Origin of the sequence: Pseudomonas sp. Eqa60 (assembly GCF_018326405.1) — a bacterium.
Lineage (GTDB): Bacteria > Pseudomonadota > Gammaproteobacteria > Pseudomonadales > Pseudomonadaceae > Aquipseudomonas > Aquipseudomonas protegens.
This window is the reverse complement of sequence record NZ_AP024342.1, coordinates 4,972,605-4,988,494: the sequence shown is the minus strand read 5'-3', so window position 1 is coordinate 4,988,494 and position 15,890 is coordinate 4,972,605. Positions and strand designations below refer to the sequence as shown.

General features: G+C 60.4%; 21 protein-coding genes. 11 read left to right on the top strand and 10 right to left on the bottom strand.

The annotated features are described in order from the left end of the window. Nucleotides 1–33: 33 nt before the first annotated feature. Together KI242_RS22330 and KI242_RS22325 are read left to right on the top strand one after the other, a co-directional pair. Nucleotides 34–327, top strand: a complete 294-nt coding sequence (locus KI242_RS22330; RefSeq protein ID WP_007931378.1) for a hypothetical protein — start codon at nt 34–36, stop codon at nt 325–327. 134 nt (nt 328–461) lie between these two features. After that, nucleotides 462–1,436, top strand: a complete 975-nt coding sequence (locus tag KI242_RS22325) for a L,D-transpeptidase family protein (RefSeq protein ID WP_015636545.1) — start codon at nt 462–464, stop codon at nt 1,434–1,436. 126 nt (nt 1,437–1,562) lie between these two features. Here the strand turns inward: KI242_RS22325 and oprI are convergent, their stop codons facing one another. Beyond that, nucleotides 1,563–1,814, bottom strand: a complete 252-nt coding sequence (gene oprI, locus KI242_RS22320; protein WP_003448337.1) for an outer membrane lipoprotei OprI — start codon at nt 1,812–1,814, stop codon at nt 1,563–1,565. 641 nt (nt 1,815–2,455) lie between these two features. Between oprI and KI242_RS22315 the strand changes: the two genes are divergently transcribed. Continuing rightward, nucleotides 2,456–2,737, top strand: a complete 282-nt coding sequence (locus KI242_RS22315) for a GNAT family N-acetyltransferase (protein ID WP_011062548.1) — start codon at nt 2,456–2,458, stop codon at nt 2,735–2,737. Nucleotides 2,738–2,797: 60 nt separating this feature from the next. Here KI242_RS22315 and KI242_RS22310 read toward each other — a convergent pair whose 3' ends face one another. Continuing rightward, entirely contained in the window at nt 2,798–3,874 is a 1,077-nt protein-coding gene (locus KI242_RS22310) for a 3-deoxy-7-phosphoheptulonate synthase (RefSeq protein WP_210672397.1), read from the bottom strand. 140 nt (nt 3,875–4,014) lie between these two features. Further along, a complete protein-coding gene (locus tag KI242_RS22305; RefSeq protein WP_011062546.1) occupies nt 4,015–4,449 on the bottom strand; it encodes a PilZ domain-containing protein in 435 nt (144 codons plus the stop codon). On the opposite strand from KI242_RS22305, the gene KI242_RS22300 reads away from it, so the two are divergent. The 5 genes from KI242_RS22300 to cysB all read left to right on the top strand — a co-directional run bounded on the left by KI242_RS22300 (nt 4,448) and on the right by cysB (nt 8,409). Continuing rightward, entirely contained in the window at nt 4,448–4,834 is a 387-nt protein-coding gene (locus KI242_RS22300; protein ID WP_011062545.1) for a thioredoxin family protein, read from the top strand. The genes KI242_RS22305 and KI242_RS22300 overlap by 2 nt on opposite strands. Then, nucleotides 4,834–5,790 carry a putative 2-dehydropantoate 2-reductase gene (locus tag KI242_RS22295; RefSeq protein WP_212805583.1) on the top strand — a complete coding sequence of 319 codons (957 nt, stop codon included), beginning with the start codon at nt 4,834–4,836 and terminating at the stop codon, nt 5,788–5,790. Before KI242_RS22300 ends, KI242_RS22295 begins: the two co-directional genes overlap by 1 nt. 31 nt (nt 5,791–5,821) lie before the next feature. Further along, entirely contained in the window at nt 5,822–6,727 is a 906-nt protein-coding gene (locus KI242_RS22290; protein ID WP_015636544.1) for a 5'-nucleotidase, read from the top strand. A gap of 95 nt (nt 6,728–6,822) precedes the next feature. Further along, a complete protein-coding gene (locus KI242_RS22285; RefSeq protein ID WP_212805582.1) occupies nt 6,823–7,323 on the top strand; it encodes a universal stress protein in 501 nt (166 codons plus the stop codon). A 111-nt stretch (nt 7,324–7,434) separates the two neighbouring features. Then, nucleotides 7,435–8,409 carry an HTH-type transcriptional regulator CysB gene (gene cysB / locus KI242_RS22280; RefSeq protein ID WP_011062541.1) on the top strand — a complete coding sequence of 325 codons (975 nt, stop codon included), beginning with the start codon at nt 7,435–7,437 and terminating at the stop codon, nt 8,407–8,409. Nucleotides 8,410–8,421: 12 nt separating this feature from the next. On the opposite strand, the gene KI242_RS22275 is transcribed toward cysB, so the two are convergent. Together KI242_RS22275 and KI242_RS22270 are read right to left on the bottom strand one after the other, a co-directional pair. After that, on the bottom strand, nt 8,422–8,904 hold the full coding sequence (locus KI242_RS22275) for a GreA/GreB family elongation factor (protein ID WP_015636543.1): 483 nt from the start codon (nt 8,902–8,904) through the stop codon (nt 8,422–8,424). Nucleotides 8,905–8,906: 2 nt separating this feature from the next. Next, nucleotides 8,907–9,305 (bottom strand): hypothetical protein, encoded by a 399-nt coding sequence (locus KI242_RS22270; protein WP_011062539.1) that lies wholly within the window; start codon nt 9,303–9,305, stop codon nt 8,907–8,909. A gap of 123 nt (nt 9,306–9,428) precedes the next feature. Between KI242_RS22270 and earP the strand changes: the two genes are divergently transcribed. Together earP and KI242_RS22260 are read left to right on the top strand one after the other, a co-directional pair. Continuing rightward, nucleotides 9,429–10,562, top strand: coding sequence for an elongation factor P maturation arginine rhamnosyltransferase EarP (earP, locus tag KI242_RS22265; RefSeq protein ID WP_123472843.1), 1,134 nt, complete (start codon nt 9,429–9,431; stop codon nt 10,560–10,562). Between the two features lie 48 nt (nt 10,563–10,610). Continuing rightward, complete coding sequence (locus KI242_RS22260) at nt 10,611–11,183, top strand: elongation factor P (protein WP_007931398.1); 573 nt, start codon at nt 10,611–10,613, stop codon at nt 11,181–11,183. A gap of 71 nt (nt 11,184–11,254) precedes the next feature. Here KI242_RS22260 and KI242_RS22255 read toward each other — a convergent pair whose 3' ends face one another. From KI242_RS22255 to KI242_RS22245, 3 genes are all read right to left on the bottom strand, one after another. Beyond that, nucleotides 11,255–11,674, bottom strand: coding sequence for an organic hydroperoxide resistance protein (locus KI242_RS22255; RefSeq protein ID WP_072450622.1), 420 nt, complete (start codon nt 11,672–11,674; stop codon nt 11,255–11,257). A 219-nt stretch (nt 11,675–11,893) separates the two neighbouring features. After that, the gene (locus tag KI242_RS22250; RefSeq protein ID WP_011062536.1) at nt 11,894–12,355 is read right to left on the bottom strand and encodes a MarR family transcriptional regulator; all 462 of its coding nucleotides are present in this window, start codon (nt 12,353–12,355) and stop codon (nt 11,894–11,896) included. 76 nt (nt 12,356–12,431) lie between these two features. Further along, the gene (locus KI242_RS22245; RefSeq protein WP_011062535.1) at nt 12,432–13,382 is read right to left on the bottom strand and encodes a LysR family transcriptional regulator; all 951 of its coding nucleotides are present in this window, start codon (nt 13,380–13,382) and stop codon (nt 12,432–12,434) included. A 105-nt stretch (nt 13,383–13,487) separates the two neighbouring features. Here KI242_RS22245 and KI242_RS22240 point away from each other — a divergent pair, with 105 nt between their 5' ends. Continuing rightward, complete coding sequence (locus tag KI242_RS22240; RefSeq protein ID WP_011062534.1) at nt 13,488–14,237, top strand: sulfite exporter TauE/SafE family protein; 750 nt, start codon at nt 13,488–13,490, stop codon at nt 14,235–14,237. On the opposite strand, the gene KI242_RS22235 is transcribed toward KI242_RS22240, so the two are convergent. Then, nucleotides 14,227–15,081, bottom strand: a complete 855-nt coding sequence (locus tag KI242_RS22235; protein ID WP_011062533.1) for a LysR substrate-binding domain-containing protein — start codon at nt 15,079–15,081, stop codon at nt 14,227–14,229. The genes KI242_RS22240 and KI242_RS22235 overlap by 11 nt on opposite strands. A gap of 72 nt (nt 15,082–15,153) precedes the next feature. Further along, on the bottom strand, nt 15,154–15,723 hold the full coding sequence (locus tag KI242_RS22230) for a peroxiredoxin (RefSeq protein ID WP_011062532.1): 570 nt from the start codon (nt 15,721–15,723) through the stop codon (nt 15,154–15,156). Nucleotides 15,724–15,890 lie beyond the last annotated feature (167 nt).

The window sequence follows — 15,890 nt, the reverse complement described above, 5'->3', positions numbered from 1 at the left end:
GGCTAATGTGGCGCCCCCGATTTGGAGCCCCCGATGCCGCGTCCCGCCTGGTCCCTGTTTGCCTATCAACTGATCGAGCCTGATGAGCAGCTTGACCTGTTCGCCTGCCAGGAAGTTCGGGTGCATCTGGTGACGCGTCAACTGGAGTTGGGCGGCTCTGCCGACCGCACCTTGTGCGGCACTTTGTTGCCCGCGCAACCGCGCTGGTCGAGCGTGGATCGGACGATTTTCCAGGACCAGCGACTCTGCCCGTTGTGCCGGGCGATTCTGGAGTCGCAAAAACGTGGCACTCCGCCAATCTGGCCTGAGCTGCGTTTCGAGTTGTAGGCGGTCGCCAGCAGGCCGTTTCGACAGGGAATTCATGTGTCTGCGCTTGTCTCCCCGGCCTGGCTGCCGAAGCCGGAGGGCGGGGTGTACAATCGTGTTTCTTTCATTCGTTGTTCATGCGAAGGATTATCCGGATGTTGCCCCGCCTCCCTGTCGTCACCCGCTGCCTGACACTCGCCGCCTTGTGTGTGGCCGGTCCTGTTGCCGCATTGGAATTGCCTCTACCGCCGCCGGGTGAAGACATCGTCGGCCAGGTACAGGTGATCAAGGCCAAGTACGAGGATACCTTCGCCGACCTGGGCACGACCTACGACCTGGGTTACCTGGAAATGGTCGCGGCCAACCCGGGGGTCGATCCCTGGCTGCCGGGGGCGGGCACCGAGGTGATCCTGCCTACGCGTTTCATTCTGCCGCCCGGGCCGCGCGAAGGCATCGTGATCAACCTGGCCGAGTATCGACTGTACTACTACCCCAAGGGTCGGAACGTGGTCTACACCTTCCCGCTGGGTATTGGCCGTGAAGGCTGGGGGTCACCGATCGCGCACACCAGCATTACCGCGAAAACCCCGAATCCGACCTGGACGCCCCCGGCGTCGATCAAGGCCGAGCATGCCGCCGACGGTGACCCCTTGCCGAACGTGGTACCTGCCGGGCCGGACAACCCCTTGGGACCATTCAAGTTCACACTTGGCACGCCGGGTTACCTGATTCACGGTTCGAACAAGAAGTTCGGTATCGGCATGCGCACCAGCCACGGTTGTTTCCGCATGCTCAACAACAACGTGCTGGAAATGGCCGGCATGGTGCCGGTGGGAACTTCGGTGCGCATCATCAACGATCCGTACAAGTTCGGTATCAGCGGCGGGAAAGTCTACCTGGAAGCTCATACGCCGTTGGATGACAAAGGCAATCCTTCGGTGGTCGACAAGCACACTGCAGTGATCAATGCCTTGCTCAAGCGTGAGGACCTGGCTAACAACCTGCGCATGAACTGGGATGTGGTGCGGGATGTAGTGGCAGCCGAAGATGGCTTGCCGGTGGAGATCGCCGTGCCGACGACAGCGCCTGTGACAACAATGTCCAACGCGACCTACGATTTGCAGCAGTAAGCGCTTAAGTGCAACCCGCCGATACCTGCTGGTAGCGGCGGGTTTTTTATTGCCGGTGAAGAACTCCGGGCAATAAAAAAGCCGATCCAAAAAATGGATCGGCTCGATAACAATCCCGAGGGACTATTACTTGCGGCTAGCTTTTTCCAGCATACGCAGAGCGCGCTCGTTAGCTTCGTCAGCAGTCTGTTGTGCTTTTTGAGCAGCAGCCAGAGCTTCATCAGCTTTACGATAGGCTTCGTCTGCACGAGCCTGAGCACGAGCTGCTGCGTCTTCAGTAGCAGTCAGACGAGCTTCGGTTTCTTTGGATACGCTGCTGCAACCGGTAGCCAGAACTGCGGCCAGAGCCAGAGCAGAGAATTTCAGAACGTTGTTCATCGTGTTCCCCTTCAAGGACTTTCTATTAGTAGCTATCACCTCAGAGTGAGGAAATAGCCGGCGTACATACTACCCATTACTTGTAGTAAGTAAACTGACGTAGCGCAAGAAGCAAAAAAAATTCTAGGCGCTGTTTCTTTTTCGAGCAACTTTTTAGCGGGTTGTATAAAAAATATTCAGCGGCGAAGCTCCGGGGCCGAATGCTGCTTGTTTGCCAGCATCGTTATCGGAGTTTCCGGGCGCTGTTTCAGAGCCTAGGCTAAAGTCGGTCTATATTGTGTCGACTGCACTTTTCTTCAGAATTTGTTCAGCCCTGAACCTATGTTTAAGCATCTTGTGGGTGACTTTAAGAGGCGTCGCTCGTCTTATGTTTCAGCATCCGGCGATGTACCGTCTCAAGACGTTTAGGTATCGATCCCGACTAAGGCTCGTACTCAGCCTCAACAAGGTTTTGCGCCGATCTGTGACGAGTGTGGCTTGAGCATTTGTGCCAATGGCGCCTATATTTTGTAACGTGCTGATGGCGCAAGAGTGAGAGCTTCTACGGGCGGCCGACAGGCACGAGGTGGCGTAAGTTGTTCCTTCGCCGGAAAAACATCGGTAAGGTAGGGGTCAGCATTCCAGACCCGCAAGGAGTAGTGATGAGCGAGGCGTTGTCCATCCACCATGACCAGGCTGGTCATCAGTTCGAGACCAATGTGGACGGTCATCGTGCCTACCTGACCTATATGGACCTGGGTAAGCAGACCCTGGATATCTATCGCACTTTCGTGCCCAACGCACTGCGTGGGCGCGGTATTGCCGCGGCGCTGACCGAGCAGGCGCTGGAGTACGCCGAACGCATGGGCTACACAGTGATTCCGTCCTGCTCGTACGTAGAGCGCTATATGGAGCGTCATCAGCGTCACGCAGCAAAGCTCTGACCGGGGCGACCATGAAAAACGCCGGGCTTGGCCCGGCGTTTTTGTGTCTGCAGGAAAGGATCAGCTGCGATCGCGTTTCGGCAAGACGTCCTTGAGCTTGGCGTGCATGCCGCGCAGGGTCTTCTCGGTACTTTCCCAGTCGATGCAGGCATCGGTGATCGATACGCCGTACTGAAGTTCCGACAGGTTCTTCGGAATCGCCTGGCAACCCCAGTTCAAGTGACTTTCCACCATCAGGCCGATGATCGACTGGTTGCCCTCGAGGATCTGGTTAGCCACGTTTTCCATGACCAGCGGCTGCAGTGCCGGGTCCTTGTTGGAGTTGGCGTGGCTACAGTCGATCATGATGTTTGGCTTGATCGTGGCCTTGCTCAGGGCCTGCTCGCAGACGGCGACGCTGACCGAGTCATAGTTGGGCTTGCCGTTGCCGCCGCGCAGTACTACGTGGCCGTAGGCGTTGCCTTTGGTGGTGACGATCGACACGCCGCCCTGGGGGTTGATCCCCAGGAAACGGTGAGGGCTGGAAACCGACTGCAAGGCGTTGATTGCCACAGTCAGGCCACCGTCGGTGCCGTTCTTGAAGCCCACGGCCGAGGACAGGCCCGAAGCCATTTCGCGGTGAGTCTGGGATTCGGTGGTACGTGCACCAATGGCCGACCAGCTGATCAGGTCCTGCAAGTATTGCGGGGAGATCGGGTCTAGGGCTTCAGTGGCAGTAGGCAGGCCCATTTCAGCCAGGTCCAGCAGCAATTGGCGACCAATGTGCAGGCCGTCCTGGATCTTGAACGAGTCGTCCAGGTAAGGGTCGTTGATCAGGCCTTTCCAGCCGACGGTGGTCCGCGGTTTCTCGAAATAAACGCGCATCACCAGGTACAGGGTGTCGGAGACTTCAGCCGCCAGTGCCTTGAGCCGCTCGGCGTACTCGTGGGCTGCCTTGATGTCGTGGATCGAGCAGGGCCCAATGACGATGAACAGGCGGTGATCAGTGCCGTCGAGGATATTGCGGATCACTTCGCGACCCTTGGTCACGGTGCGCAAGGCGGTGTCGCTCAGCGGGATGTCTCGTTTGAGTTGATCAGGGGTGATCAGGGTCTCGTTGGAGGCGACGTTAAGGTCGTTGATCGGTAAATCAGCCATCGTGTTACTCGTCAGGTCACGGGTGCCGGCCGCCAGCGATCCCCGCGCGGCGGAGCACAGCGGATTTGAGCGCGTCGGGGAGCGGAACCTTAGCGCGTTAGCCGGTGACTCTACAATGGGCAGGTGGCGGTTTTATTGGGCTATGGCTGCACAAAAGCCTGGTGCACCCGGTCTTCGGAATAGTCTTCTGCGTGCTGCTCGACCCAATCCAGCGCCAGCGCCTCAATGCATTGCTGTTCGCTCTGAGGTTCATGCAGGCGACAGTAGCGGGCGATCTGGCACACCTGCTCACCCATGCGCGCGCCGAACAGCGTTTGTTCGTCGACGAAAGCGATGCCCACCAGGTAGCCACGCTTGCGTTTCAGGCACCAGGCGACATAGCCGTTGTAACGGGCGTTATCCCCCAACGTTGGCATGTACACCTCCAGCGCGGTACCGCGGCGCCAGGCACGGTGGTAATTGCACGCCATGCCACCGAGGCTGATAGTGTGCAACCGCTGGCGTGAAATACAGGCGTGCTTGCGCAAGGTCAGTTCAACCGGAACATCATCAGGATGAGGCAGAAAACGTCCCATGACCGCAGACTCCGAGTGTCGTCCATTTGACATTGTTTCCCCCAGTATAGTGCTCGAATTGGAACTGACCGATTTCGATATCGACCAGCAATTACTGGGCCTGGGCGGCGTTTCCCTGGTTGTTTTCACCAGTGTCGGCTGTTCCAGTTGCCGTTGGGCCCGGGCGCGGTTGCCGGAGTTGGAGCTACCCATCGACCGTCTTTGCTGGGTCGATGCGGGCGATAATGGCGGTGCGGTTCAGCGCTATCAGGTGTTCCACTTGCCGGCTTTGTTCGTGGTCCGCGACGGTGAGTTTCATGGAGCGCTACAGTCGCGCCTGACGCAGCAGGATCTCAGCGAGAGCCTGCGTCAGGCGCTTAATCGAATACCAGAGGAGTTGCCTTGATGGGTGCAGGCCGTAAACCGCGTGTAGGCATTATCGGGACCGGAGCGATCGGAGGTTTTTACGGGGTGATGCTGGCACGTGCCGGTTTCGACGTGCACTTTTTATTGCGCAGCGAATATCCGGCAGTGCTCGAGCATGGGCTGCAAGTCAACAGCAGCCAGCACGGCAAGCTGGCGTTGAAGCCGGCGCAGGCCTACGCCAATGCCGAACAGATGCCGCCTTGCGACTGGCTGCTGGTGGGCGCCAAGACCACCAGCAACCTTGATCTGGCGCCGGCGATCATTCAGGCCGCGGCCACCGATGCCAAGGTTCTGGTACTGCAGAATGGGCTGGATGTCGAAGACGACCTGCGCGCGGTGCTTCCCGATTCGCTACATCTTCTGGGCGGCTTGTGCTTTATCTGTGTGCACCGCGCCGGGCCCGGGCAGATCGAGCACCAGGCGCTTGGCGCGGTAAACCTGGGTTACCACAGTGGCCCGGCCAGTGCCGATGCGACCCTGAGCCAGGCGATTGTCGAGGAGGGCGCCGCGCTGTTTCGCGAGGCGGGGCTCGACTCTCAGGCCATGGGCAACCTGCAGCAGGCGCGCTGGCAGAAGCTGGTGTGGAATGTCCCGTATAACGGCCTGTCGGTTCTGCTCCGAGCCAGTACCACGCCACTGATGGCCGACCCCGCCAGCCGCGAGCTGATCCAGGACCTGATGCAGGAAGTGCTGCAGGGGGCGGCGGCTTGCGGGCATGTCATCCCTGCGGCCTATGCGCAGCAACTGTTCAAGTCCACCGAGCACATGCCGGATTACTGGCCCAGCATGTACCATGATTTCCTGCACCAGCGTCCTCTGGAGCTGGCAGCTATCTATGCTGCACCCTTGGCGGCAGCGCGGGCCGCAGGTTGTGAGCTGCCGAAGATCCAGGCGTTGTACCAGGCCTTGAGTTTCATCGACCGGCACCACGCCTGAGTTGGGCTTATTACCTTTAAGGGGATGAAATATGGCAAAGGGCCTGGATGGCAAGCTGGTGGTGGCGATCTCGTCGCGGGCGCTGTTCGACCTGGGCGACAGCCACAAGGTCTATCTGGCCCAGGGGGTCGAGGCCTATCGGCAATACCAGATCGAACATGAAGAGGAAGTCCTCGAGCCCGGTGATGCCTTCCCTCTGGTCAAGAAACTCCTCAGCCTGAATGCCAGCCTGGGCCGAGCCCGGGTCGAGGTGGTGCTGGTCTCGCGCAACAGTGCCGACACCGGGTTGCGTGTGTTCAACTCGATCGAGCACTACGGCCTGGGCATTTCCCGAGCAGCCTTCGTCGGCGGCCGCAGCCCTTATCCCTATCTGGCGGCCTTTGGCAGCGACCTGTTTCTCTCCACCCATGCCGATGATGTGCGCAGTGCACTAGAGGCCGGCTTTGCTGCGGCAACCATTCTGTCCGGCGGCACCCGGCGCGCTGAAAATGGCGAACTGCGCATCGCGTTCGACGGTGATGCGGTGCTGTTTTCCGATGACTCGGAGCGTATCTACCAGTCCGGCGGCCTGGAGGCATTCCAGGCCAGTGAGCGGCAGTCGGCACGAGAACCGTTGCCGGGCGGGCCGTTCAAGGGGTTCCTGGCGGCACTCAACCTGCTGCAGGGAGAGTTTTCCGATGAGGCCAGTCCGATCCGTACCGCCTTGGTGACAGCCCGTTCCGCGCCGGCCCATGAGCGGGTAATCCGCACTTTGCGCGAGTGGAACATCCGCCTGGACGAATCGCTGTTCCTTGGCGGGCTGGAAAAAGCCGCCTTCCTCGAAGCCTTTGCAGCCGACGTGTTCTTCGACGACCAGGCCGGTCACTGCGAGCTGGCTCGCGAAGTGGTCGCCACCGGTCACGTGCCGCACGGCGTAAGCAACGAAACCAAGGCTTGAATCCTAAAATCCGTGGTTTTTCCTCGGACCTCCCACAGTTCCAGGCACTGCTAAGCTGAATCAATCTCCGCCATCTTGGCAGTTGAGGAGGTCATATGATTCGTTCGATGCTGTATGCCACTGACCTCGGTCTGTATGCGCCCTTTGTGATGCAACATGCCCTGGAGCTGGCTCGAACGTTCAATGCCGACTTACATGTAGTGCACGCCGTGGAGCCCATGGGCCTGTTCGCCGAATCAGTGTTGCAGAGCTACCTGGATGAGCAGTCGTTGAGTGAGTTTCACCGCCAGGGCCTGAATACAGTGATGGCCAATATAGAGCAACGGGTGCTGGACAGTTTTCGCGAGGAGCTGGGGGAGGGGATGCAGGACCTGACCTTGATCCAGTCGGTGCGGGTGCTTCAGGGGGACCCGTCCCAGGTGATTCTGGAGCAGGCGGGGAAACTCTCTGTGGATTTGCTGATCGTAGGAAGTCACAGCCATGGGGTGGGGGCGCAAACGCCTTTGGGGCGTACCGCAACGCGAGTTCTGCAACTGGCCAAAGTCCCGGTTTACCTGGTGCCTCTGGTGCAGCGTCGACGTCAGGGCGATACCTGAGGATGGAATGGAAAATTCTGAATAAAAGTTCTAGATTTATTCTCCTGACCATTAATATAGTTATATACCGTCGCTGATACCCGTGGCGTCTACCTGCTTTGAGGGATTGATATGAAGCTTCAACAATTGCGCTACATCTGGGAAGTGGCGCACCACGACCTCAACGTCTCCGCTACCGCGCAAAGCCTTTACACATCGCAACCGGGTATCAGCAAGCAGATCCGTCTGCTCGAGGACGAACTCGGGGTCGAGGTCTTTGCCCGCAGTGGCAAGCATCTGACCCGCGTGACCCCGGCCGGCGAGCGCATCATCACCACCGCCGGCGAGATCCTGCGCAAGGTCGAAAGCATCAAGCAGATCGCCCAGGAGTTCTCCAACGAGAAGAAGGGCACCCTGTCCATCGCCACTACTCACACCCAGGCGCGCTACGCCTTGCCACCGGTGATCAGCAGCTTTATCAAGCAGTACCCGGATGTGGCCTTGCACATGCATCAGGGTTCGCCGATGCAGATTGCCGAAATGGCCGCTGACGGCACTGTGGATTTCGCCATCGCTACCGAGGCCCTGGAGTTGTTCGGTGACCTGGTGATGATGCCGTGCTATCGCTGGAACCGCTGCGTGGTAGTGCCTCAGGGCCACCCGCTGACCAAGCTGCCGAAGTTGACCTTGGAAACCCTGGCCGAGTACCCGATCGTCACTTACGTGTTCGGTTTTACCGGTCGTTCCAAGTTGGACGAAGCCTTCAGCCATCGCGGCCTGACGCCCAAGGTGGTATTCACCGCTGCCGACGCCGACGTGATCAAGACCTATGTGCGCCTGGGCCTGGGCGTGGGCATCGTGGCCAAGATGGCGGTCGACACCAAGCTCGACAGCGACCTGGTGGTGCTGGATGCCAGTGAACTGTTCGAATCGAGCATCACCAAGATCGGTTTCCGTCGCGGCACTTTCCTGCGTGGCTTCATGTGCGATTTCATCGAGAAGTTCGCCCCGCACCTGACCCGCGAAGTCATGGCCAAGGCCATTGCCTGCCATAACAAGCAGGAACTGGAAGAGCTGTTCGACGGCGTCGAATTGCCGGTCCACTGATCCCCAGCCTGCCTAGCGGACCTCGGTGACAGTGAACTGTTGCCGGGCGCCCGCCACCACGATCTCCACCTCATCGTCCTCGAACTTGCCCAGCAGGCTGTTGCCCAGGGGCGAGCGGGGGGTGATGACGGTCACTAGTTGCCCCACCACGTAGACCTTCAGGCCCGCGCCATCCGGGCCGAGAAACAGCCACTGTTCGTGGCCGTTTTCATCTTCCAGCCCCAACAGCGCACCGATCTGAATCCCCTTCTGCGGGTCATGAGGGCGCAGGCTCAGGTTCTGCCAGAGGCCCAGGGCCTGGCGGATTTCCTCGACCCGTCGAGCCTGGCCGGCGGCCAGGTAGGAAGCTTCCAGCCCCAGGGTGTCGTACTTGTTCTCGGCGATATTTTCTTCGTGGGTGGCGGTTTCGTAAGCGGTTTGTGCCGCTCGCACCGCGACCTCCAGGTCGTCCCGGAGCTGTTGCAGAATCAGTTGGCAGACAGACTGTTTATTCATGGTCAATTACAGAATTGCAGGACGTTGGCCCGGCTTTTTTCGCTCGGCGCGGTCTGGTCCTGCTGCAACCAGAACTGGCATTTGGGGTTGGACAGGTTGCGCAGGTTGCTGCGGGCGTTGTCCAGGGATTGCAGTTCCTCGTTCTTGCGCAGGTTTTCCTGGTACTGCTCGAACATTCGGTTCTGTGGCTCAGGTGGCGCGGCCACCGGTGGTTTTGCCAACTGCTGCACCGCTTGTGCGACCGGAGCCAATTGCTGGCTGAAAAGGTAGTGCGAGGCCAGCCAGCAGGTCAGGGCGATCGCCAGGAAACCCAGCCACAGGCCCAGGGCAATGCTGGCGGTGAGCGCCAGGAAGTTGAAACTGATGCGCAAGGAGCGACGTGCGGTGGGACGATGGGACATGGCTGCCTCCTGGCGGGCGGTGTTGGGCAAGGGCCGATTGTCGCACGAAGATAATCGCGGTTGGCTCTTCTGCGCAGGAGCATTTATGCGGACAATCGGCGCCTTTGCCAATCGGGGAGTGGAATGAAAGCCTCCTGGGATATTTTCTGCAGCGTGGTCGACAACTACGGCGACATCGGCGTGACCTGGCGCCTGGCCCGGCAACTGGTGGCCGAGCATCAATGTGCGGTGCAGCTGTGGGTCGATGATTTGCGCGCTTTCGAAAAGATCTGCCCGCAGATCGATAGCCAAAAGGCCAGCCAGATTCAGGATGGCGTCCAGGTGCGGCACTGGCCCGCCCAGTGGCCGGACGAGGCGGCGGCCGATGTGGTGATCGCGGCTTTCGCCTGCCAGTTGCCCCACGCCTACATGGACGCCATGGCCGACCGTGCGCGTGCGCCACTGTGGCTGAACCTGGACTACCTGAGCGCCGAGGACTGGGTCGGCGGGTGCCATGGCCTGCCTTCCGTGAAGTTTCGCGGGGTGCAGAAGTACTTCTTCTTTCCTGGATTCCAGGCCGATACCGGCGGCTTGCTGCGCGAGGCCGGGCTGCTCGAGCAGCGCCGGGATTTCCAGGGCAGGCCCCAGGCCCGGCTGGATTTCCTGAAATCCCTGGGCGTATCGCCTGTTGCCGGCAGTCGCTTGATCTCGCTGTTCGCCTACGAAAATGCCGGGGTTGCCAGTTGGTTGCAGGCCCTGGCCGACGACGGGCAGCCGACTCATCTGCTGGTGCCCGAGGGCCGCGTGCTGGCCGATGTGCAGCGCTGGCTGGGAGAGGAACCGCTGGCGCCGGGCTGTCCCCAGGTACGCCAGTCGCTGACCGTTCAGGTGTTGCCCTTCGTGCGCCAGGAGGATTACGACCGGCTGCTCTGGTGCTGCGACTTCAACGCGGTGCGCGGGGAGGACTCCTTCGTTCGGGCGCAATGGGCCGGGCGTCCGATGCTCTGGCACATCTATCGCCAGGATGAAGACATCCACCTGGACAAGCTCGAAGCTTTTCTCGGCCTCTATACCCGCACCCTTTCCCCGGGGGCCAAGGCTGCAGTGCTGGCCCTGTGGCAGGCCTGGAACAGCGAAGCATCGATGGCCGAACCCTGGAAAAACCTGCTGCAATACTGGCCGGAAGTCGCCGCGCACGCCGAGCAATGGTGTCTGGAACAAGGCTCCCAGCCCGATCTTGCTGCGGCGCTGGTGCAGTTTTACCTAAATTGGATATGATACGCGGCCTAGATTTTTGTAAATCCCATCCAAATTCGGATATTCGCAATGAAAACTGGTAAAGAACTCAAACCCGGTACCGTGATCCGTATCGACAACGATCCTTGGCTGGTTCAGAAAGCTGAATTCACCAAGTCCGGTCGTAACAGCGCGATCATGAAGACCAAGCTGAAGAACCTGCTGACCGGTTACAAGACCGAAACCGTTTACGGTGCGGACGACAAACTGGACGACGTGATCCTGGATCGCAAAGAAGCGACCCTGTCGTTCATCAGCGGCGACACCTACACGTTCATGGACACCACTGACTACACCATGTACGAGCTGAACGCCGAAGACATCGAAGCGGTTCTGCCGTTCATCGAAGAAGGCATGACCGACGTTTGCGAAGCCGTGTTCTTCGAAGACCGTCTGGTTTCCGTTGACCTGCCGACCACCATCGTGCGCCAGGTTGACTACACCGAAGGTTCCGCTCGCGGCGACACTTCGGGCAAGGTGATGAAGCCTGCCAAACTGAAAAACGGTACCGAGCTGAGCGTTGCGGACTTCATCGAAATCGGTGACATGATCGAGATCGATACCCGCGAAGGCGGTTCCTACAAAGGCCGCGCCAAGGTTTAAACCTGGCTCGCCCCTGTAGACGAAAAAGCCCGACCTTGAGTCGGGCTTTTTTATGCCTGGAATTTGCCGTTTCAGACCGAAACGTGCAGGCGCACATCCACATTGCCACGGGTGGCATTGGAGTAGGGGCAGACCTGATGCGCGGCATCCACCAGGCTTTGCGCTTCGTCCTGGGCCAGGCCGGGCAGGCTCACATGCAGGTCGATATCCAGGCCGAAGCCGCCGGGGATCTGGCCGATGCCGACATGGGCAGTGATCGAAGCGTCGTCCGGGATCTTGCGCTTGCTCTGGCTGGCGACGAACTTCAGGGCACCGATAAAGCAGGCCGAGTAACCGGCTGCGAACAGCTGTTCAGGGTTGGTCGCCTGGCCACCGGCACCACCGAGTTCCTTGGGGGTGGCCAGTTTGACGTCGAGGATCTGGTCATTGGAAACAGCGCGGCCATCACGGCCACCGGTGGCGGTTGCAACGGCGGTGTAGAGAGTTTGCATGGTGGAAGCCTCGTGGTAGGTGATTTTCGCGCTAATTATTTGCGCGCTAAGTAAGTGCGAAATAAATGTATCTCGCTAATATTTTGCGCGCAAGATAAATTTTGCTGAAAACCCCTCCATTAACCTTGAGTTATGGGCAACTCATTGATTCTGAAAAGATATTTTTTTCGGTTGAGAAGCTAGCCCCAGCCGTAGGGGGGCTGGCTTGCCAGCAAAGCGTCAAAGACTGTCCTGCAGATGCCCGCGCAACACCTGCAAATCTTCCTGCAACTGACGCAATTGCTCCACGCTCCGGCCGCTGGCCCCGAGGATGCACTGGGGAATGTCCCGGGCTTGCTCGCGCAGCACCCGGCCCTGTTCCGTCAGTTGGACAATCACCACCCGCTCATCTTCCCGACTGCGGGTGCGGCTGAGCAGACCTTCGGCCTCCAGGCGCTTGAGCAGCGGAGTCAGGGAGCCGGGGTCTGTCAGCAGGCGCTGGCTGATCTCGCCGACCGTCAGCCCGTCCCGTTCCCAGAGCACCAGCATCGCCAGGTACTGCGGGTAGGTCAGCCCCAGCTTCTGCAGCAGAGGCTTGTAGACCTTGGTCAGCATCAGCGAGGTGGAGTGCAGGGCAAAGCACACCTGGTTGTCCAGCAGGAGTTGATCGCAGGAGTCCAGGGGGGAGCGTTCGGTGGTCATGTTGGCGGCCTTGATAATTAATGGTCATGAATCTAGCGGGCGAGTCTTTAATGCGCCAGATAATTTTCCTCAGGTCTCAGCCCATCGCGCTTTGCAATGCCAGGTCCCAGGGCGGAACCGGGCTGAAGCGGCTTTTCAGGTACTCCAGCAGCAGGCGGCTACGGGCATTGGGGTGCTGTTCCATGCGCAAGGCGTAGATGCCGGCGGTTTCCGGCTTGGGCAGGCCGCCTTCGCAGAACAGCGGCACCAGTTCGCCGCGCAGCAGGTATTCACTCACCAGCCAGGTGGGCAGGTGGGCAATGCCCAGCCCGGCCAAGGCCCCGGAAAGCAGGGCTTCAGCGTTGTTGGCACCAAGGCGTATACGCTGCGGACGATGGCTCTGCACCTGGCCGTCAAGCTCGAAGCGCCAGGCGAACAACGGCGCCAGGCCATCCCAGTCGAGGCCGTCGTGCTGGCTGAGTTCGGCGGGGTGGCTGGGGGTGCCGCGGCTTTTCAGGTAGGAGGGGCTGGCACAGGCGATACGCACGATGCTGGCCAGGGAGGTGGCGACCATCCGCGTGTCCACGCGCTGGCCGGCGCGCAGCACCAGGTCGACCTTGCCTAGGTGGGAGCCCTGCATGTCGACAAAGCTGTCGATCAGGTGCAACTGCACATCCAGCCCGGGGTAGAGCACCAGGAAATCGGCAATGGCCGGCGCCAAGTGGCGGCGCCCGAAGGCAGCGGGGGCGTCGATGCGGATCAGGCCCTCCGGGGCATGGCTCAGGGAAACTGCCTCGGCCCGAGCCAGTTGCAGCTCGGCAACGATACGCCGGGCCCGTTCGGCAAAGGCCTGGCCGGCGGCGGTGGCGACCACGGCGTGGGTGGTACGCATGAACAGAGTGGTGCCCACGGCGTTTTCCAGGCTGTCGATGCGCCGGGCCACGGCGGAGGGCGTCAGCGGATGGCGGCGTGCCGCTGCGGAAAAGCTGCCCGCCTCCAGCACATCAAGAAACAGACCCAGTTGTTCGGTCAGTGTATTGGGATTCATGATCAGCTCGCTTATGCGAAAACGGCAAAGCCATTGTGCGTTGCTATGCGTTTCCGTGCCAGGGCCGACTGCGTAGCATGCAGCTCTCAGGTGAGGAGAGCGGTTGTGATCGAGTTGATGATGTATCTGTTGTTGGGCGCGGCGTTGGGTACGGTGGGCGGGCTGTTCGGTATTGGCGGTGGCTTGATCGCGATTCCGGTGCTCGGCGTGCTGTTTGGCCTGGACCAGCAGATTGCCCAGGGCACGGCGCTGGTCATGGTTGTACCCAATGTGCTACTCGCGCTGTGGCGCTATCACCAGCGCAACCGCATAGAGGCGCGCCACGCCTTGCCCCTGGCCCTGATGGGGTTCAGTTTCGCCTGGCTGGGCTCGATCTGGGCGGTGGGCATCGATGCACAGAAGATGCGCATCGGCTTTGTCGCCTTTCTTCTGGTGCTGTCGGCCTACAACCTGCTGCGCATGTTCATGGCCAGTGCCCCGGCCAGCAGCGAGATGCGTTACCCCTGGCCTTGGCTCGGGGTATTGGGCGCCGCTTCCGGGGCCATGGGCGGGCTGTTCGGGGTGGGGGGCGCAGTGGTTGCCACGCCGGTACTGACCAGTGTCTTCGGCACCACCCAGGTGGTAGCACAGGGTTTGTCCCTGGCGCTGGCGCTACCCAGCACCGGGGTCACCCTGGTGACCTATGGCTTTCACCATCAGGTGGACTGGGCGATCGGTCTGCCGCTGGCAGCCGGTGGCTTGCTGAGCATCAGTTGGGGGGTGAAGGTCGCCCACGCCTTGCCCGAGCGGCTGTTGCGCGGCCTGTTCTGCGGCTTCCTGGTGGTGTGTGCGGTGATGCTGGCGTTTAAAGTTTGAAGCCTTCGACGATGTGTTCGGCCAGGCATTCGGTGATGGGCGAGGGCTGGTTGAGGTTGCGCAGCAGCATGATGCTGGCCTCGGGCAGCTCCGGCAGCCCTTCGTTCTCGCCGAGGATGCGCAGGTCCGGCGTGATCAGGCTTTCCAGCTGCGCGGTGATCGCCAGCCCGGCGCTGACCACCGCCATGATTGCCGACAGGCTGGAGCTGTTGTAGGCAATGCGATAGTCGAGGCCGATGGCATCCAGGGCGTTGCAGGCCCACAGCCGGCAAAAGCAGTCGCTGTTGAACATCGCCAGCGGCAGTGGCGTCTGTTCATGGGGCGTGAAGCACTGGGCCACGGCCCAGACGAAGCGCTCCTTGCGCAGGAGTTGGCCGATCTCGTTGCCCGGCTCTCGGGTGACGATGGTCAGGTCCAGGTCCTGGCGTTGCAGCAGTTGCTTGGACGATTCGCAATGCACTTCGATCTGGATCAGCGGGTAGCTCTGGGCGAAGCGCGACAGAATCCCCGGTAGAAAACGCATCACATAGTCATCCGGCGTGCCGATGCGCACCAGCCCCACCATGTGCGGTTCGCGCAGGGTATTGAACACTTCGCTATGCAGTTTCAGGATGCGCCGGGCATAGCCCAGCAGTACCTGGCCCTCGGCGGTCAGCTTGACCTGGCGTCCGTCGCGCTGGAACAGCTGGCGTTGCAGCACGTCCTCTTCCAGGCGCTTCATCTGCATGCTCACCGCCGATTGGGTGCGGTTGACCCGTTCTCCAGCCCGGGTAAAACCGCCTTCATCGGCGATGGCGACGAAGGTGCGCAGCACTTCGGTGTCGATGCTGGGGAACTGGGACATTGATCAAATCCTGAGATGCATGGGGCAGGAAGCATTCCTGGGCCTGATCTTATTCCTCGAAAGGCCACGGCGTCATCCCTGGCGTTGCGCTTGCAGCCAGGCCAGCACCTGCCGGGCGTTCTGGTCCGGTGGAAACACCGGGTAGAACACCTTTTCGATCTGCCCGGCCTTGAGAATCAGAGTCAGGCGTTTCAGGAAGCGGGTGGCGTTCAATTCGAACATCGGCAGCCCCAGGGCTTCGGTCAATTGCCCCTGTGCATCGGAGAGCAGGGCAAAGGGCAGGTGCAGCCGCTCGACGGCTTCACGTTGATAGTCGCTGTCCTGGCTCGAGAGGCCGAACAGGTTCGCCGCCCCGGCGGCCGCGAGTTCCTCGGCCAGGTCGCGAAAGCCGCAGGACTGCGGGGTACAGCCGCGGGCGCCGGGGGTCATGTCCCAGCCCTCCAGCAGCGGCAAATCCGGTCGTCCCATGCGCGGGTAGACATAGAGCACCGTTATGCCGGGCAGCGTCGACAGGTCGACCCCTTCGCCCGAGGTGGAGGGCAACCGCAGCCCGGGCAAGTGCAGGCCTTGCAAGTGACGGGCTGCGCCATCGTCCTGGGGGGGCGGGATACGCGACCAGTCCACGCTCAGCATGTCTCTCATGACGCTTCCTCCTGATCAGTAGTGCTGGGCAATCGCAATAGGGATAGCTGGATAACAGAGTGTCGATAGTGCTCCTTCAGTTCAAGTAGTACTGCGGATAAATGATGTTCGATCCAGCAATTAATGCTCGTGGCTTTTATTGGTTTTGTCTTTGGCTTTAGTTGTGC

Excerpts from the sequence above, each read along its gene's own strand:
- KI242_RS22270 (WP_011062539.1), bottom strand. The coding sequence starts at position 9,305 with ATGTCCCATCGTCCCACCGCACGTCGCTCCTTGCGCATCAGTTTCAAC.
- KI242_RS22285 (WP_212805582.1), top strand. The coding sequence starts at position 6,823 with ATGATTCGTTCGATGCTGTATGCCACTGACCTCGGTCTGTATGCGCCC.
- KI242_RS22330 (WP_007931378.1), top strand. The coding sequence starts at position 34 with ATGCCGCGTCCCGCCTGGTCCCTGTTTGCCTATCAACTGATCGAGCCT.
- KI242_RS22300 (WP_011062545.1), top strand. The coding sequence starts at position 4,448 with ATGACCGCAGACTCCGAGTGTCGTCCATTTGACATTGTTTCCCCCAGT.
- KI242_RS22250 (WP_011062536.1), bottom strand. The coding sequence starts at position 12,355 with ATGACCACCGAACGCTCCCCCCTGGACTCCTGCGATCAACTCCTGCTG.
- KI242_RS22230 (WP_011062532.1), bottom strand. The coding sequence starts at position 15,723 with ATGAGAGACATGCTGAGCGTGGACTGGTCGCGTATCCCGCCCCCCCAG.
- KI242_RS22325 (WP_015636545.1), top strand. The coding sequence starts at position 462 with ATGTTGCCCCGCCTCCCTGTCGTCACCCGCTGCCTGACACTCGCCGCC.
- cysB (WP_011062541.1), top strand. The coding sequence starts at position 7,435 with ATGAAGCTTCAACAATTGCGCTACATCTGGGAAGTGGCGCACCACGAC.
- KI242_RS22235 (WP_011062533.1), bottom strand. The coding sequence starts at position 15,081 with ATGTCCCAGTTCCCCAGCATCGACACCGAAGTGCTGCGCACCTTCGTC.
- KI242_RS22310 (WP_210672397.1), bottom strand. The coding sequence starts at position 3,874 with ATGGCTGATTTACCGATCAACGACCTTAACGTCGCCTCCAACGAGACC.
- KI242_RS22275 (WP_015636543.1), bottom strand. The coding sequence starts at position 8,904 with ATGAATAAACAGTCTGTCTGCCAACTGATTCTGCAACAGCTCCGGGAC.
- KI242_RS22255 (WP_072450622.1), bottom strand. The coding sequence starts at position 11,674 with ATGCAAACTCTCTACACCGCCGTTGCAACCGCCACCGGTGGCCGTGAT.
- oprI (WP_003448337.1), bottom strand. The coding sequence starts at position 1,814 with ATGAACAACGTTCTGAAATTCTCTGCTCTGGCTCTGGCCGCAGTTCTG.
- earP (WP_123472843.1), top strand. The coding sequence starts at position 9,429 with ATGAAAGCCTCCTGGGATATTTTCTGCAGCGTGGTCGACAACTACGGC.
- KI242_RS22260 (WP_007931398.1), top strand. The coding sequence starts at position 10,611 with ATGAAAACTGGTAAAGAACTCAAACCCGGTACCGTGATCCGTATCGAC.
- KI242_RS22245 (WP_011062535.1), bottom strand. The coding sequence starts at position 13,382 with ATGAATCCCAATACACTGACCGAACAACTGGGTCTGTTTCTTGATGTG.
- KI242_RS22305 (WP_011062546.1), bottom strand. The coding sequence starts at position 4,449 with ATGGGACGTTTTCTGCCTCATCCTGATGATGTTCCGGTTGAACTGACC.
- KI242_RS22290 (WP_015636544.1), top strand. The coding sequence starts at position 5,822 with ATGGCAAAGGGCCTGGATGGCAAGCTGGTGGTGGCGATCTCGTCGCGG.
- KI242_RS22315 (WP_011062548.1), top strand. The coding sequence starts at position 2,456 with ATGAGCGAGGCGTTGTCCATCCACCATGACCAGGCTGGTCATCAGTTC.
- KI242_RS22295 (WP_212805583.1), top strand. The coding sequence starts at position 4,834 with ATGGGTGCAGGCCGTAAACCGCGTGTAGGCATTATCGGGACCGGAGCG.